This is a genomic window from Levilactobacillus yonginensis (assembly GCF_964065165.1).
Classification (GTDB): Bacteria; Bacillota; Bacilli; order Lactobacillales; family Lactobacillaceae; genus Levilactobacillus; species Levilactobacillus yonginensis_A.
In genome coordinates this window covers 1,621,840-1,635,576 of the sequence record NZ_OZ061549.1, presented here as the reverse complement: position 1 = coordinate 1,635,576, position 13,737 = coordinate 1,621,840, and the positions used below count along the sequence as shown (strand labels likewise).

General features: G+C 49.6%; 13 protein-coding genes. 5 read left to right on the top strand and 8 right to left on the bottom strand.

What is annotated here, in order from left to right; all coding sequences use genetic code 11:
• Window positions 1-52 precede the first annotated feature (52 nt).
• Both AB3Y94_RS07810 and AB3Y94_RS07805 read left to right on the top strand, forming a co-directional pair.
• Entirely contained in the window at window positions 53-658 is a 606-nt protein-coding gene (locus tag AB3Y94_RS07810) for an NAD(P)H-binding protein (protein WP_367295727.1), read from the top strand.
• A gap of 263 nt (window positions 659-921) precedes the next feature.
• Window positions 922-1,284 carry a nuclear transport factor 2 family protein gene (locus AB3Y94_RS07805; RefSeq protein ID WP_367295726.1) on the top strand — a complete coding sequence of 121 codons (363 nt, stop codon included), beginning with the start codon at window positions 922-924 and terminating at the stop codon, window positions 1,282-1,284.
• 47 nt (window positions 1,285-1,331) lie between these two features.
• Here AB3Y94_RS07805 and AB3Y94_RS07800 read toward each other — a convergent pair whose 3' ends face one another.
• Both AB3Y94_RS07800 and AB3Y94_RS07795 read right to left on the bottom strand, forming a co-directional pair.
• A complete protein-coding gene (locus tag AB3Y94_RS07800; RefSeq protein WP_367295725.1) occupies window positions 1,332-2,303 on the bottom strand; it encodes an AEC family transporter in 972 nt (323 codons plus the stop codon).
• A gap of 425 nt (window positions 2,304-2,728) precedes the next feature.
• Window positions 2,729-4,366, bottom strand: a complete 1,638-nt coding sequence (locus AB3Y94_RS07795) for a malolactic enzyme (protein WP_367295724.1) — start codon at window positions 4,364-4,366, stop codon at window positions 2,729-2,731.
• A gap of 136 nt (window positions 4,367-4,502) precedes the next feature.
• Between AB3Y94_RS07795 and AB3Y94_RS07790 the strand changes: the two genes are divergently transcribed.
• Window positions 4,503-5,387: a LysR family transcriptional regulator gene (locus tag AB3Y94_RS07790; RefSeq protein WP_367295723.1), complete on the top strand. Its 885-nt coding sequence runs from the start codon at window positions 4,503-4,505 to the stop codon at window positions 5,385-5,387.
• Window positions 5,388-5,497: 110 nt separating this feature from the next.
• On the opposite strand, the gene AB3Y94_RS07785 is transcribed toward AB3Y94_RS07790, so the two are convergent.
• Window positions 5,498-6,040 (bottom strand): TetR/AcrR family transcriptional regulator, encoded by a 543-nt coding sequence (locus AB3Y94_RS07785; RefSeq protein ID WP_367295722.1) that lies wholly within the window; start codon window positions 6,038-6,040, stop codon window positions 5,498-5,500.
• A gap of 140 nt (window positions 6,041-6,180) precedes the next feature.
• Here AB3Y94_RS07785 and AB3Y94_RS07780 point away from each other — a divergent pair, with 140 nt between their 5' ends.
• Both AB3Y94_RS07780 and AB3Y94_RS07775 read left to right on the top strand, forming a co-directional pair.
• Window positions 6,181-7,185: an NADP-dependent oxidoreductase gene (locus tag AB3Y94_RS07780; protein WP_367295721.1), complete on the top strand. Its 1,005-nt coding sequence runs from the start codon at window positions 6,181-6,183 to the stop codon at window positions 7,183-7,185.
• Between the two features lie 105 nt (window positions 7,186-7,290).
• Entirely contained in the window at window positions 7,291-7,899 is a 609-nt protein-coding gene (locus tag AB3Y94_RS07775; RefSeq protein WP_367296496.1) for a LysE/ArgO family amino acid transporter, read from the top strand.
• A gap of 122 nt (window positions 7,900-8,021) precedes the next feature.
• Here AB3Y94_RS07775 and AB3Y94_RS07770 read toward each other — a convergent pair whose 3' ends face one another.
• From AB3Y94_RS07770 to AB3Y94_RS07750, 5 genes are all read right to left on the bottom strand, one after another.
• Entirely contained in the window at window positions 8,022-8,519 is a 498-nt protein-coding gene (locus tag AB3Y94_RS07770) for an LURP-one-related/scramblase family protein (RefSeq protein WP_367295720.1), read from the bottom strand.
• Window positions 8,520-8,639: 120 nt separating this feature from the next.
• Window positions 8,640-9,335 carry a hypothetical protein gene (locus AB3Y94_RS07765; RefSeq protein WP_367295719.1) on the bottom strand — a complete coding sequence of 232 codons (696 nt, stop codon included), beginning with the start codon at window positions 9,333-9,335 and terminating at the stop codon, window positions 8,640-8,642.
• A gap of 113 nt (window positions 9,336-9,448) precedes the next feature.
• Entirely contained in the window at window positions 9,449-10,021 is a 573-nt protein-coding gene (locus AB3Y94_RS07760) for a cadmium resistance transporter (RefSeq protein WP_367295718.1), read from the bottom strand.
• 1,109 nt (window positions 10,022-11,130) lie between these two features.
• Window positions 11,131-11,634 carry a GtrA family protein gene (locus tag AB3Y94_RS07755; RefSeq protein ID WP_367295717.1) on the bottom strand — a complete coding sequence of 168 codons (504 nt, stop codon included), beginning with the start codon at window positions 11,632-11,634 and terminating at the stop codon, window positions 11,131-11,133.
• A gap of 162 nt (window positions 11,635-11,796) precedes the next feature.
• On the bottom strand, window positions 11,797-13,440 hold the full coding sequence (locus tag AB3Y94_RS07750; RefSeq protein WP_367295716.1) for a peptide ABC transporter substrate-binding protein: 1,644 nt from the start codon (window positions 13,438-13,440) through the stop codon (window positions 11,797-11,799).
• Window positions 13,441-13,737: the final 297 nt, after the last annotated feature.

The following is a 13,737-nucleotide window of genomic DNA, read 5'->3' as shown; positions in this document are numbered from 1 at the left end:
CTGCAAGGTACTACACTGGATACATCAGATAATGAATTGGAGGAAATATAACATGACAAACGTTTTAATTATTGGCGCAACGGGGTCCGTTGGGAGCGTTACGCGGCAGTATTTCTTAGATAACTCGGACGATCAGTTAACGTTGATGGCGCGGAACACGCAGCGCTTAGGTCGGTTGAACGCTGACCGTGAACGCGCTGTTGCTGGTAGCGTGACCGACGCCACGGTTTTGCAGGATGCTTTGCAGGGCCAGGACGTGGTCTTTGCTGCATTGAGTGGTAACTTGTCAGGGATGGCGCACAGCCTGGTCACGGCCATGGATGAGGCTGGTGTGAAGCGGTTGTTGTTCATCGCCTCAATGGGTATCTATAATGAAATTCCAGCAAGTCTGAGTGCTAGTGGTAACTTGCAAAGTAACCCAATGCTACGGGGGTACCGAAATGCTGCTGATGTGATTGAAGCATCTGATTTGAACTACACGGTTATCCGGCCGGGGTGGTTCGACAGTGGTGACGATACCGATTATCAAGTAACTAAGAAGGGTGAACCCTTTGGTGGGCATGATGTCTCCCGAAAGAGTATTGCCGATTTGGTAGTTCGCTTAGCTCATGACGAAAACATGGGGTCTCGTGATAGTCTGGGAATTAACCGGAAGTGAAAAAATTGAGAGTGGGACGGAAGGCGGTTAGCTAGTGAGCATTAACGTCGGCTGTCGAAAAATCCCGGGTTTGGATTGTTTGACAACCGAGGTTAAGCGGAGCTAGCTGCCTTCTGTCGCACGTTTCAGCTATATAACGTTAGAGTTAGAAAACGGACCTAGAAATTTATTCCAGGTCCGTTTTTTTGAGAAAAGGGCTTGCCTTGAAGTTACTGCAAGGGACTAGAGTAAGGACAATCAGTTACTTCAAAGGAGCGTTTACAATGAATGAAGAAATTTTAGCCCTTTATCGGGCGTACAACCAGGCCATGGCTACTGACAACACGGTTGCCCTGGATCAATTGCTGGCGCCAAGTTTTACGTTGACCCATATGACGGGGTACGTACAGCCGCGAGCTGAATGGCTCAAGGAATTACGGCAAGGAACCATGAAATACTTTGCTTCCATTGAAGAACACGTTGATGCTCAGAAGACGGATACGGGCTGGCATTTGGTGGGCCAAAATCGTGTGACGGCCAGCATTCATGGTGGCGGCAAATATACCTGGCCACTGAATACAGAGATGGTAATTGGACGGGTCGCCGGTACTTGGAAAATTATGAGCGCCGTAGTCACAACGTATTAGAAAAAAGCGCGTCACCGCAAATTGACGGTGACGCGCTTGGTGTATGACTAGATAAATTGAATCAAAGACATCAGGACGGGGACTACGATAATAAATAATACGGTACTCGTCGTAACGATGTTGGTAGCGTATTCTACGTCACCGTGAGCTTCGTTAGCAAGGATTGGCAGTACCGCTAACATTGGCGTTGCGGACTGGACAATCAACGTTTGCGTGGCTAGGGTTGGGAAGTTAGCCCCCAGGTGACCAGCAGCCAGTAAGACGGCCACCATCAAGATTGGGGACAGAACGAACCGACCCAGTAGGGCGACGATGGTGTCACGGTCAAAGTGAATACTCTTCAAACCGGCGTCGGCCAAGACGATCCCGATGTAGACCAGGGATAGTGGCGTTACCAGGTTACCCACGTAGGTCAGCGTTGAGTTGATGAAGCTGATCTTTAGGACGGGGATGTTGAGCAGTAGGAAGATCAACGCTACCAAGAAACCAACCAGCGGCATGGGAATGACTTTCTTCCAGTCGATGTGGTTGTGGTGCTGTTCCTTGGACTTGGTCGGGTCGTCGTTTGAAATCAGGAAGACCCCGAACGCCCAGGTCGAGACGGTGTTCACGATATAGTAGACCAGGAAGTAGGTCATACTCTTATCACCAAACAGTGCGATGTTCAGCGGCAATCCGATGAAGATGGTATTGGCGTTGACGACAGCATTGATAAAGATCCCTTTACGGCCGGGCTTAACGTGCATGATCCGAACCAGACCAAAGGCAATTAGGTAACCGATGATGACGGCGATAAACGCGTAACCCAGGTAACCAGAGAAGGAGACCAGTTGGCCCCGCGTCAGGCGGCTCAGCACCGAAACGAAGATGGATGCTGGTAGTGCAATGTTCTTAATAAACTTTGAAATGGTCCCGCCGAACTTGTCGTCGAACCAGCCTTGGCGGCGTAACACGAAACCAAGAATCATGATTAAGACAACGACGAGGACGCTTTGAATCGAATTCCATAAAACAGCCACGAGAGACGTCCTTCTTTCAAATAATGTTCTATATTGCGACGGTGGGTCGCTTACAGCTAAGTCGCCAATTAGTGTTGGCTATGACAGATGACGGTGACTTAGTGGGAGATGATAATCAATTGTGGATGGTGCGTATTGGCTTGAAGCGGGGGACTGTTCTGAATTTAGCGGTACTAAACGCAACAGGAAGATTAGGTTTAAAAGACTAAACATTTAATTACTCGCCAGTATGAGCCGGAGGATGCCAGGGACCGCGCAGTGTCGATGTCCTTAGTCGGTGGTTTGACCGGCTTAGGACATGGGCCGAGCTTGGAAACTCACGGGTTAGGTGAGGTTTCAAGTCGCCCTGAAGACTCGTGATTTATCGAGGCCTCAGGGTTGCCCCACAGCGCGGTCCCTGGCAGCCGCAGGCGGCGAAGTTATTCCTAGTTGATGTTCTTGTATTCAGGAACCCACTTCATGTCAGCAACGGCTTGCTTAGCGTCGGTAATTGGTTCCTTGTTGAGCTTCTGGTCGAGCACACTTTGTGCCACGATTTCAGCTAATTTTTGTGAGAAACTGGTCAGTTGTGAAACGGGAGGTAAGACGGCAGCACCTGGTTGTGACGTGTCAACGATGCCACCTAAGGCGTGGCAAGCAGCGGACAGCGTTTCACCGTTCAAGACTTTAGCCGTGGCAGCAATCAAACCGAAACCTAAACCGGGGTACATCAAGGCGTTGTTTCCTTGACCGATGTGATAAGTGGTTCCCTTGTATTCAACGTCTTCAGCGGGAATTCCCGTGGCGATGAGGGCGCGACCATCCGTCCATTTAACCAAGTCTTCAGCAGTTGCTTCGGCCAGCTTAGTTGGGTTGGACAGTGGGAAGATGATTGGGCGGTCGGTGTGGGCAGCCATGTCCTTCACGATTTCTTCAGTGAAGGTGCCAGGTTGCGTCGAGGTCCCAATCATGACCGTTGGGTGGACCGTCTTAACGACAGCGGCCAGGTTGGTCAGTTCGTCAGCGTTATCAAATTCAGAACGATCACGCGTGAAGTCGCGTTGCGCAGCGGTCAGGTCGGGGGTGTCGTTGAACAACAACCCTTGTTTGTCAACAGCGTAGAAGTGCTTCCGGGCTTCGTTTTCTGAAAGACCGGCGCGCTTTAACTCATCTAAAATTTGGTTGGCGATCCCCATCCCAGCGGTACCGGCACCAAACGTTAAGAACTTTTGGTCCTTGATGTCTTCCTTGGAGATGTTCAGGGCGCCGAGAATCCCGGCCAAAACGACCATCCCAGTACCTTGGATGTCATCGTTAAAGGTGGCAAATTTATCTTTGTACTTATCGAGAATGACTTGGGCGTTGGAGCGACCAAAATCTTCCCAGTGTAAGAGTGATTCGGGGAATAACTTCTGTTCTGCGGTAACGAATTGATCGATGACGTCGTAGTATTGATCGCCGTAGACCCGTTTGTGGTGGTTCCCTAAGTACAGCGGGTCATCCAGCAAGGTTTGATTGTTGGTGCCGGCATCAATGCTGACGGGGAGGACTTGGGCGGGGTCGATTCCAGCGGCAGCGGTGTAAACCATCAGCTTACCAACGGCGATATCTACACCGTTAACGCCCCAGTCACCCATCCCAAGGATCCCTTCGGCGTCGGTAACCACGACTAAACGAATGTCTCGGTCGCCCGCAGCGTTTTTCAGTGAAGCTTCAATGTCAGCTGGATCATCAATTGAAATGAACGCCGCGTTTTGCGGGTCGGTGAAGAGGTGGCTGTATTGTTCAATAGAGTCGGCCACCGTTGGATCGTAGACGATGGGCATGAATTCAACGACGTGTTCGTCCATCAAACGGAAGAACAACGTCCGGTTTTCATTGAATAAGTTCATCAGGAACAATCGCTTTTCCAGGTTGTTCGGTTTGCTTTGGAATTGAGCGTAGGCTTGCGTGGCCTGTTCGTCTAGCGTTTGGACGTGACTTGGTAGGGTACCGACGAGTCCTAAGGATTGGCGTTCTGCCTTAGTAAAGGCCGTACCTTTGTTTAAAAATGGGTTGTTTAAGATTTCATCTGCAGTTTTCATTGAGAGCTTCCTCCAGTTCATAATTAACTTTACGAGACATACTATAAATGGTGACTAATTCTATAGTCAAATGTAGCACCTATTATAAATTTATTTTATAATAGGTGGATAAACGGTGATTTGAAGGTGATTCAAAATGAATACGAAGGACCTGGCCTATTTTAATCGGCTAATTCAAGAAAAAAACTTCTCAAAGGTGGCGTTGGACTTTGGCGTGACGCAACCCACGATTACGATGGCTATCAAGCGGTTAGAGACGGCGTTCAAGACGAAACTCATTGTACGGGATCGCGTACACAATAAATTAGACGTGACCGCCAGCGGGCAACAGTTAGCGGTTCACGCGGCCACAATTTTAGGGGAGTTAGACATTGCTCACCAAGAATTGGCGCACTTGGCGCAAGAACAGACGGTGCTGGGGTTGCCCCCCATCATTGAAAACTATTACTTTCCGAAGGTGGCGGCGCGGTTACAGGCGCAGGGGATGCTCGAGAATATTCGGACACTAGAGGGCGGTTCAGTCTGGTTGCGCAACGCGTTAAAGGAGGGGCAGGCGGACCTGGCCTTGCTAGGTTCGGCAGAACCGTTAGCCTACCAGACACTCTTGGCTGAGGAGTTTGACCGCCAACCGTTTAACATTTTTGTGTCGGCGCATCACCCGTTGGCCAAGCGCAAACGTATCTACTTTAGTGAGTTAAAACAAGAAAAGTTTGTGTTGTTTACCAGTAGTTTTGTCCACAACACGGCGTTTAATAAGTTGACGCGCCGCAATCATTTTCGGCCGAACGTGGTGTTCCGTGCCAGCGATACGCACGTCATTATGAACCTAGTAGCGGAAAATGTCGGCGTCACCTTTTTAACCGATATTGTGGATCAACACCGCGCTGACGTGGTACGGCTAGAGTTATTGGACGACGAACAGCCCGAATTTATCACCAGTATTGTCTCGCGGACCTCCCACGTGTTAACGCCAGCCCAGGAAACGGTGCTGCGGATTATGCGGGAGACATTGGAGGAATAGAGTGGGGTGTCAGTCTTGCGTGAAATTAGCTGTTTTTTTAGTGATCTACATTCAGTAATTAGCAAAGCCCCTGAGAATTATCTTCTCGGGGGCTTTTATGATGGTGTTGGTTAAATTCCTGGTGCAATCAGAGACCACAGTCGTTCAAACCTAGCGAGATAGTCGTCATCAAACCAAACTTCTTTGAAATTGGGCAAGGCAAAGACGGCAAATGCTGACAGAATGGCGTTGGCTTGTTCGTGGTGGGGGTCTTGGTAGCCCATGATGGTGTCAATCTGGTTAGCAGCTTCCTGTAGCACCGCTTTGAGAGCCCGGGGGTCGTTGTCGATGTAGGTCGTGTTGAGGGCAAACATGCTGGGATTTTGGCGGTAAGCGTTTCGCTTGGCGTTGGCAAATCCCCACAGCCAGTCGTGGAGCTGTTGTTGCCGACTAGCTGTCTGAGAGACTGAAATCTTTGCAATGATATTTTGGTGAAACCAGTTCTGGGCGACAGCTTGCCAGAGCCCTTGTTTATCGTCAAAGTAGCGGTAAATGGTGGCGTGGGTGATGCCTAAATTGTCCGCCACTTGAGTGAGAGAAACGGTCGCAGAGTGCGTCTGGGTAATCAGTTGGCTAGCTGCGTCAATAATGGCTTCTCGGGTTGTTTTCGTCATGGGTTAGGGCTCCTTATCTGTTTTTTGTAGTGTAACATGAAATGGCCAAAAGTAACAATAATTGAATTTTGTAATTTATTTGGTATACTGGCCTTAATAAATGACAGAATAAAAAAAGTTACTTTAAAGGAGACTGACCAATGAAAGCTGCCCAATTAACCACCTATGCGAAAGATTTTCAGTTGACCGTCACCACGTTACCCGTTCCAGAAATTGCTGCCGATGAGGTGTTAGTTAAGGTGAAGGCCGCCGCCGTTAACCCCTTAGATCAGCTGATTGGTTCGGGCAGTTTGCGCGTGCTGTACGGGTATGCCCGTCCCGTAACGCTGGGTAACGAAATTGCTGGGACGATTGAGCGGGTGGGTTCAGCCGTGACTGATTTTCAGGTTGGCGCCGCGGTCTACGCCCGATTGATTATCGCTAAGCTGGGGGGCTTTGCTGAGTACGTGGCGGTTCCAGCGCGGGCATTGGCAGTGATGCCGAGTGGCTTGAGCTTTGATCAGGCTGTTGCAGTGCCGCTGACTGGATTGACGGCGTATCAGGCACTGCACGAAAATTTGAAATTAGCTGCGGGTGCGAGCGTCTTTATCCCTGGTGGTTCGGGGTCCTTTGGTCAGTTGGCGATTCCGTTAGCTAAGGCGGCGGGGCTAAAAGTCATCGTTAGTGGTAATGCCCGTTCTAAGCAGGCCTGCCTAGACTTAGGGGCAGACCGTTACTTGGATTATCGTGAGGAAGATTACTGGGAAGTCTTACATGACGTGGACGCAGTGATTGATACGTTAGGAGCACAAGAAATTCCTCATGAACTGGCTATCTTGAAGCGTGGTGGTCAATTGCTTTCATTGAAGGCGGGTCCTAACCAGTTGTTTGGCCAAACGGGTGGTTTCCGGTGGTGGCAACGGGTGCTCGTTTCATTGGCTGGCTTGAAGTTAGACCGGATGGCCCGGAAACAGGGCGTTACGTATCAATTTCTCTTTGTGCGGCCAGATGGTCAACAGCTCAAGACGGTGACCAAGCTGGTTGAACAACTTCACATCGTTCCAGCCGTGGACGGTCAGGTGTACGGGTTGGACGACGTAAATGCTGCGATTCAGACAATGAGAACCGGTAAGCACCGAGGAAAGGTCATCTTGCGGCTCGACTAGATTTTACGGGACCCCATAACTTTGGTATGCTAGCAGAAGTCGTTTCAAAATTTTAGTCTCATCTATGTTATGAGACTTGAAGGAAAGTGAACCGCTGTGCTAGCCATGTATTTACGGGGACTACTATTAAGTATTGCCCTGGTGTCGTCTATCGGCATGCAAAATTTATTCCTATTTAACAATGCCATCAATCAAAAGTTATCCCGCGCGTGGCCGGTGACCATCATGATCTGGATTGCCGACACAGCACTGACGCTGGCGGCTTTCTTCGGGATGGGGGCCATCATTAGCTCCCACGAACTGTTTAAATTAATTATTATGTTCTTGGGTGGCTTGTTAGTTATCTGGATTGGGTTTGGTATCTTGCGGTCGGCTGCGAGCTTTAAACTAGAGAGTGCCAATACGCCGTTACCCATGAAAAAGTCGTTGGTGAACGCTTGGGTCGTGACCTGGGCCAATCCCCAGGCGTTGATCGATACTAGCTTGATGTTTGGGGCCTTACGGGGTTCGTTGACTGATAGCCAGGTGACACCATTCATTACGGGAGTTGTGTCCGCAACCGCTATCTGGTTCTTCGGGATCACGTTGTTGCTGGGCCTGCTCAAGGAACGGTTGCCGCAGAAGTTCTTGTTATGGGTGAACATCTTGTCCGGGGTCATTGTAATGGGGTATGGCTGTTACCTGTTGTGGCAGGCGGTAATGATGGTTATTTAATTTAAAGGTATTCTTTAAGAATTTTTAGATAATTGATATTAGGCTAAACGTGTCTAAATACAAAAGAAGTGGTGGTCATGGATATTTCCATGACCACCATTTCTTTTTGTAAATTCGCCAACTTAGTTACTGGCACCACTACTGGCGGCGGCAGCCATTCGCTTGACATAGTCGATGGCAATGACTAGGCCCACGAGCAGGAGTTCCTGTTCATCGTCTATGATGGTGATTTCATACTTGTCGCCAACACTGAACCACCGCTTGGTCACGCGTCCCACGACGGTGCCCTGCCGGAACACTTCAAAATTCATGTCCCAAAAGTCACCGGTCACGGTAAGACCAGCTGCTGTCAGTTCATAACGCGGTTTCAACAGTGTCAGACTTTTTTGAATAGTCGCTACCTGCTGGCCGCCAATTTCCAAGAAGAATTTGGGTAGCCAACTAAGAGGTTTCTTGGTGACGCTAGCCACGACGTGTTCGTTGCGGTCGAGAATGTCAAAGTGTTTGGGAATTTGAAAGACGCTGCCAACGACTTGGTACACGGGCTGTTCGCGTTCATTGAGGACTGAAAACTTTTCCCGTAGCGAAAAGACCCGTTGATTTAGGTACAATTTGTGCATCGTTGTTACCTCCAGGATTTATGGGATTAGATGGTGGTTAAGGTAGATGGTAGCATTACTTTTACATAAATAGGCAGTCCGGCATCGCTGTTGGCGACACATGACTGCCTAACTGAAGTCTTACTTTTCACGTGGTCGAAATGGAATGACGTTATCTTTGCGTTGTCCCTGCTGTATTTCAGCGAAGACTTCATTGATAAACCGGTCGAACTCTTCCTGTGAGTCTGGCGCGTCTAAATCGAGGTCGTTGAATTCACTGGTTTTATAGATTTGATGAGACTTAGCGTATTGGACAATTTGATTCAGTGCCGTCTGATTGGTTTGATAGGCGTAGAGAATGTGTGTGAGCTCGAGATCATCAATGTATTCTTGCAGACTGTCCGCATTCACGTCGTTTTTAACTGATTTGAACTCGTCATTGGGCACCAGCGAGATGTTGCGGTTGACCAGTGTGAGGTAGGTGACTTCACCCACGCTCTCAACTTCTCGCAAGTCGGCTAGCTTGATGACGAGCGTGTTACGCTGGTCGCTCGTAATATTTTTTACCATTAGTTTGACGGTGGCTGACGGTTTCAGCAGGTGGGGCCCCTGGTCCTCATCACTGTGGGCATCAACGTCGGCTAGTGTCATTTTTAAAAAGGCGGCCCGGTCTGCCCGCGATAGGTGCAGCTTCTCTTGCATCGTCTGGATAACTAAGGCCAGAATGGCACTGTAGGCTTCAGGGTCGGCGTAGGTATCAGCTTCCGGTGCGACGTCGAGCCAGGCACCTTCATCGTCATCGAGACCGGCTTGAAACAATAGGCGATCGTTCTTCATGATTTCCCTCCCAAATGAGTACTCGTGGCCTCATTATACCGTTAAGGGGCGCAAGTTCATAGGTGAAAATGTAATCGCTGTCAGATATTTTTCGAGTGTTTCACATGAAACATTTAAAGGAGAATTGCCAGGCCAACAATGATAAATAGAATTGGTGAGAGCCAGGCGCCGAAACGAGCAAAGAAATAGCTAGCTGGTGCCGATTTGGCCAGGTAGTAGCTGATCAGCAGCCAGCCACCAATCATGACTAGAAAGATCAGACTGACCGCTCCAAATGCTGGCAAGGTGAGCTTACTAAAGTAGGGGATGTAAATACTGAGATTGTCGCCGCCGTTGCCAACGGTCAATGACCAGACAACTGGTAGGCTGACGGCGCGGGTCAACAGGGATTTTAGCCCACCGGTGTCACGGTGTCGTAGCCAATTTCTGAGGCCCATGATGCCCAGTAACAGGGGAATCAATCCCAGCCAGCGAGTCCAGTGGACCACGTTAAAGTGCACGACGCCGCGACTAATGATCCACGCTGCCAGCATGAGGGTGATAATGCCTAGGTACTGACCGACAATCACAGCGCGACGTTGCTGAGGTGTCTTGGCGGCTAGCCAAAGTAGCAGGAGTACGATTAAGTCATCGGTATCCGTGACGAAGAAAATGCCGATGACGGTGAAGATAAATGATAGTGACATGCGTCAATCCATCCTTCTCTAGAGGGTATGTTCTATCATACACTAATTATCAGTGTGGTGAATGAGAGCGGCCGCCAGGGAGGGTGCCTGCTGTGGGGACTGCTTCCGGCCTGAGGAGCGGTCCTTCAGCGCGACTTGAAACCACGCCAAGCCCGCGTGTTTCCAAGCTCGTCCCGTGGCCTAAACTCGGACAGCCCGCCGAGCTAACGCCACCGACACAGCTGTCACCCTCCCTGGCGACCTCCGGCTACGGTGGTGAGTGAAGTTTCTGCCGGTGGGCTGTATATGATGGAAAAGAGAACGTATTTTGTCTGGTAGATTCAGACGGACAATTTGTTAGTCGCCTCCGGCTACGGTGGTGAGTGAAGCTTCTGCCGGTGGGCTGTGTATGATGGAAAAGAGAACGTATTTTGTATGGTAGATTCGGACGGACAATTTGTTGGTCGCCTCTGGCCGCCAGGGAGGGTGCCTGCTGTGGGGACTGCTTCCGGCCTGAGGAGCGGTCCTTCAGCGCGACTTGAAATCACGCCAAGCCCGCGTGTTTCCAAGCTCGTCCCGTGGCCTAAACTCGGACAGCCCGCCGAGTTAACGTCACCGACACAGCTGCCACCCTCCCTGGCGACCTCCGGCTACGATAGTGAGTGAGGCTTCTGCCAGTGATTGTGTATGTGTAGATAGATTGAGGCTTTGATACAGAATTGTCGTTGATCGGATAGAGAGTGGGAGGCTTATGCAGTTTCTGTTGCCATTGTCAGAAGTATGGTTCAGATAGCCGGAGACTGATTAAATTTGAGTTTCCCTATGAAGACTGAGAGATTGTGGCCGTGATGGTCAATTTAAGCTGGAGGTGGACGGGGGTGGGGCCAGCCGTGAAAATTGTGTTGGCGAGTGGTTTATGCTCGCCTACACAATGGGCGACTTTTAAGACACGGGGGCTTCGTGGCTTAAAAGCGAGCGAGAAGCCCGCTTTTCAGGCTGAAGCGTCCCCACAGCAGGCCCCACCCCCGTCCGCCGGAGTGCGATGCCAACTGCCTCGGCCAACTGCCTCGACCACAAAAAAACACGCATCCCAGTTAACAGGGGATGCGTGCGAATTTAGTTGGTTAACTTTAATCGGCAGGGGCAGGTTGGTTCTTGAAGACTAACTTCTTGGAAACGAAGAAGTTCAGAACTAACGCGATGATGTGGCCGATGACCTTCGTGATGGTCTTGTTGGCGCCAATTACGGAAATTCCTAACCATAACAGTAGCGTTTCAATCAAGAAGGTAATGACTCGGGTCATGTAGAACGTTCCCATTTCTTTCATTGGCTTGTTTGACTTGTGTTTGAACACAAACTGACGATCCAACCAGAAGGAAACCTGAACACTAATGATCCAGTCGATGAAGTTGGCCAGTTGATATTCGATACCCATCGTGTGGTAGAACAAGTAGAACAAAGTAATGTTGATAACCACTGAGATGGCACCGAACAAGAGGTAACGCGAAATTTGACCTTGAACCTTGTCTTCGACCTTTTTGAGCTCGGCGGCGTGTTCATTTTCCGTTTCGGTTAACTCAGCTTCGTATTCCGACTCGGTGGTCGGATATTCATGATGACGTAATGGGGCCATAGTCAATAAGAACCTTTCTGTAACGTTTTTTTAGCTGGGTCAACCGGCCGAGAAGCTTTCATCGGTTCACCTGAGTCATGAAAACGCGTAATTAAGATGCTAACTTAATTATAACGTTTCTCACTCTCAGTGCAATGGAACTTATCCATCAATTCTAATGAATTAATCACTAACGTAAGCGTGCGTGTAGTCTGCGCTGCCGTTAAATTTATTGTAGACGACCCCCTTGATCTTTGGATTGACCAGAATCCCAGTCCGACCTTCATAGAGTGGCGTAACGGCTTGGTCCTTGGCAGCAGTCTGGGCAGCCTTAACTAGGTCGGCGTAACGAGCAGTTGATTTTAGCGCGTCACGTCCCTCGGAAGCGTTCAATGCTTGGTCGTAGGCCTTGCTGTCGTAGTGGCCCATGTTGGAGTTGTTAGTCGATTCCAGAATCTGTAAGGATTGGATTGGATCGGCGTAGTCCATGCTCCAGCTGGTTAGGTTAAGTTGGAAGTTCCCCTTAGAAACGTTGCTAAGCATGGAGGTAAATGGCATGGCTTGTACGTGGACCTTTAAGCCCAATTTACTACTCAGAGCGCTCTGGATAAACTCAGCCATGTTTTGGCTGGCATCATCGTCTCCGCAGGTGATCGTCACGCTGGCGGATTTTTTACCCAATTGCTTCAGTGCTTGTTGGTACAGTTTCTTTGCGAGAGTGGGGTTGTAATCGACCGTATCCTTCACCTTAGCGTCGGCCGTAAAGTCGTTGCCAGTCTTAGGATTCTTCAACATGTTCTTGATGGCAAAGGTCTTGGCAGGCTGGGACCCGTTCTTCAAGACCTTAGTGGTCAACTGTTGGCGGTTGATGGCCAGTGAAATGGCGGTTCGTAAATCACGGTTAGCCGCAACCTTATCCTTTTGGTTGTATTGAATGAAGCCAATGCGCCCCTGTGAGACAGACCTTAAGTCTGGATTGTTTTTATTTTGGGTAGTTTGTTCGCCATCTAGGGTGACGGCGTCCAACTTCTTAGATTGGTAGAGGTTGTAGGACGTGGTGCTCGACTTGATGACCTTGTAAGAGATTTGCTTCAACTTAACCGATTTGGCAGCCGCGTACGTGGCGTTCTTCTTTAAAGTCCAGGTATCGCTGGTCCCGTTCCAGTTGGTTAGAACGAACGGCCCGTTGTAAACGGTGGTGGCAGCTGAAGAACCGTACTGTTTACCGTACTTATCGACGGCTTTTTTGTTCAGTGGGTAGTAGGTCGTGCTGGCCAGCATCTTCTTGAAGTAGTCGGCGGGTTGGCTCAATGTGATTTGCAGTTGGTACTTACCGACAGCCTTGACGCCTAGCGTTGAGGGGGCTTTTTTACCGGCTGCGATGGCATTTGCGTTTTTAATATTGGCAAATTGGTAGGTGAACTCCGACTTAGATTTCGGGTTCAGCGTCCGTTCCCAGGAATAAACGAAGTCCTGTGCCGTTACTGGTTGACCGTTGCTCCATTTCCCATCGTGGCGCAGGTCAATGGTGTACTGATGGCCGCTGTCACGAACAGTCGTCTTGGTAGCCAACGCATTCTCAGCTTCACTATTGGCGTTGAGTCGGTAAAGTCCTTCGCCAACTTGGCTGAGGGCGTTGCTAGAAACGCTGTCGGTAATTTTGGCAACGTCGAGGCTGGTGATGGGGGCCGTCTGGTACAGGTTCAAGTCCTGAGAAACTGCGGTTTTCGTTGATTTTGAGTGAGCGGTGATGGCGAAGATGCCACCAACTAGGATAATTCCGCTACAAAGTAATAGGGCTTTCTTGTGGTTGTGTAAACTCATCATGTATTCCTCCAGATTTTTTAGTCGTAGTGGTTAGAAATAACATTGAGTTTTGCCATCGTTTGAACATAGGTGAATCCCCCTTGGTTAAATGTATACAAAAACCGTCCTCAACAGCCAATGTGTTAAGGACGGTTTTAACCGCGGTGCCACCTTAATTAGACGGGTCCCGAAAAAGAGACCGCGCCCCTCTCCACAGGAAACTAACATTTCCCTGACAACTGACGTATGTCGCACGTCTTCCCGTACTACTCTAAATGATTCGGGGAAGCCCTCGGTGGTCCATTTAACTACCTGCGT

Excerpts from the sequence above, each read along its gene's own strand:
- AB3Y94_RS07810 (WP_367295727.1), top strand. The coding sequence starts at position 53 with ATGACAAACGTTTTAATTATTGGCGCAACGGGGTCCGTTGGGAGCGTT.
- AB3Y94_RS07805 (WP_367295726.1), top strand. The coding sequence starts at position 922 with ATGAATGAAGAAATTTTAGCCCTTTATCGGGCGTACAACCAGGCCATG.
- AB3Y94_RS07795 (WP_367295724.1), bottom strand. The coding sequence starts at position 4,366 with ATGAAAACTGCAGATGAAATCTTAAACAACCCATTTTTAAACAAAGGT.
- AB3Y94_RS07790 (WP_367295723.1), top strand. The coding sequence starts at position 4,503 with ATGAATACGAAGGACCTGGCCTATTTTAATCGGCTAATTCAAGAAAAA.
- AB3Y94_RS07785 (WP_367295722.1), bottom strand. The coding sequence starts at position 6,040 with ATGACGAAAACAACCCGAGAAGCCATTATTGACGCAGCTAGCCAACTG.
- AB3Y94_RS07780 (WP_367295721.1), top strand. The coding sequence starts at position 6,181 with ATGAAAGCTGCCCAATTAACCACCTATGCGAAAGATTTTCAGTTGACC.
- AB3Y94_RS07775 (WP_367296496.1), top strand. The coding sequence starts at position 7,291 with ATGTATTTACGGGGACTACTATTAAGTATTGCCCTGGTGTCGTCTATC.
- AB3Y94_RS07770 (WP_367295720.1), bottom strand. The coding sequence starts at position 8,519 with ATGCACAAATTGTACCTAAATCAACGGGTCTTTTCGCTACGGGAAAAG.
- AB3Y94_RS07765 (WP_367295719.1), bottom strand. The coding sequence starts at position 9,335 with ATGAAGAACGATCGCCTATTGTTTCAAGCCGGTCTCGATGACGATGAA.
- AB3Y94_RS07760 (WP_367295718.1), bottom strand. The coding sequence starts at position 10,021 with ATGTCACTATCATTTATCTTCACCGTCATCGGCATTTTCTTCGTCACG.
- AB3Y94_RS07755 (WP_367295717.1), bottom strand. The coding sequence starts at position 11,634 with ATGGCCCCATTACGTCATCATGAATATCCGACCACCGAGTCGGAATAC.
- AB3Y94_RS07750 (WP_367295716.1), bottom strand. The coding sequence starts at position 13,440 with ATGATGAGTTTACACAACCACAAGAAAGCCCTATTACTTTGTAGCGGA.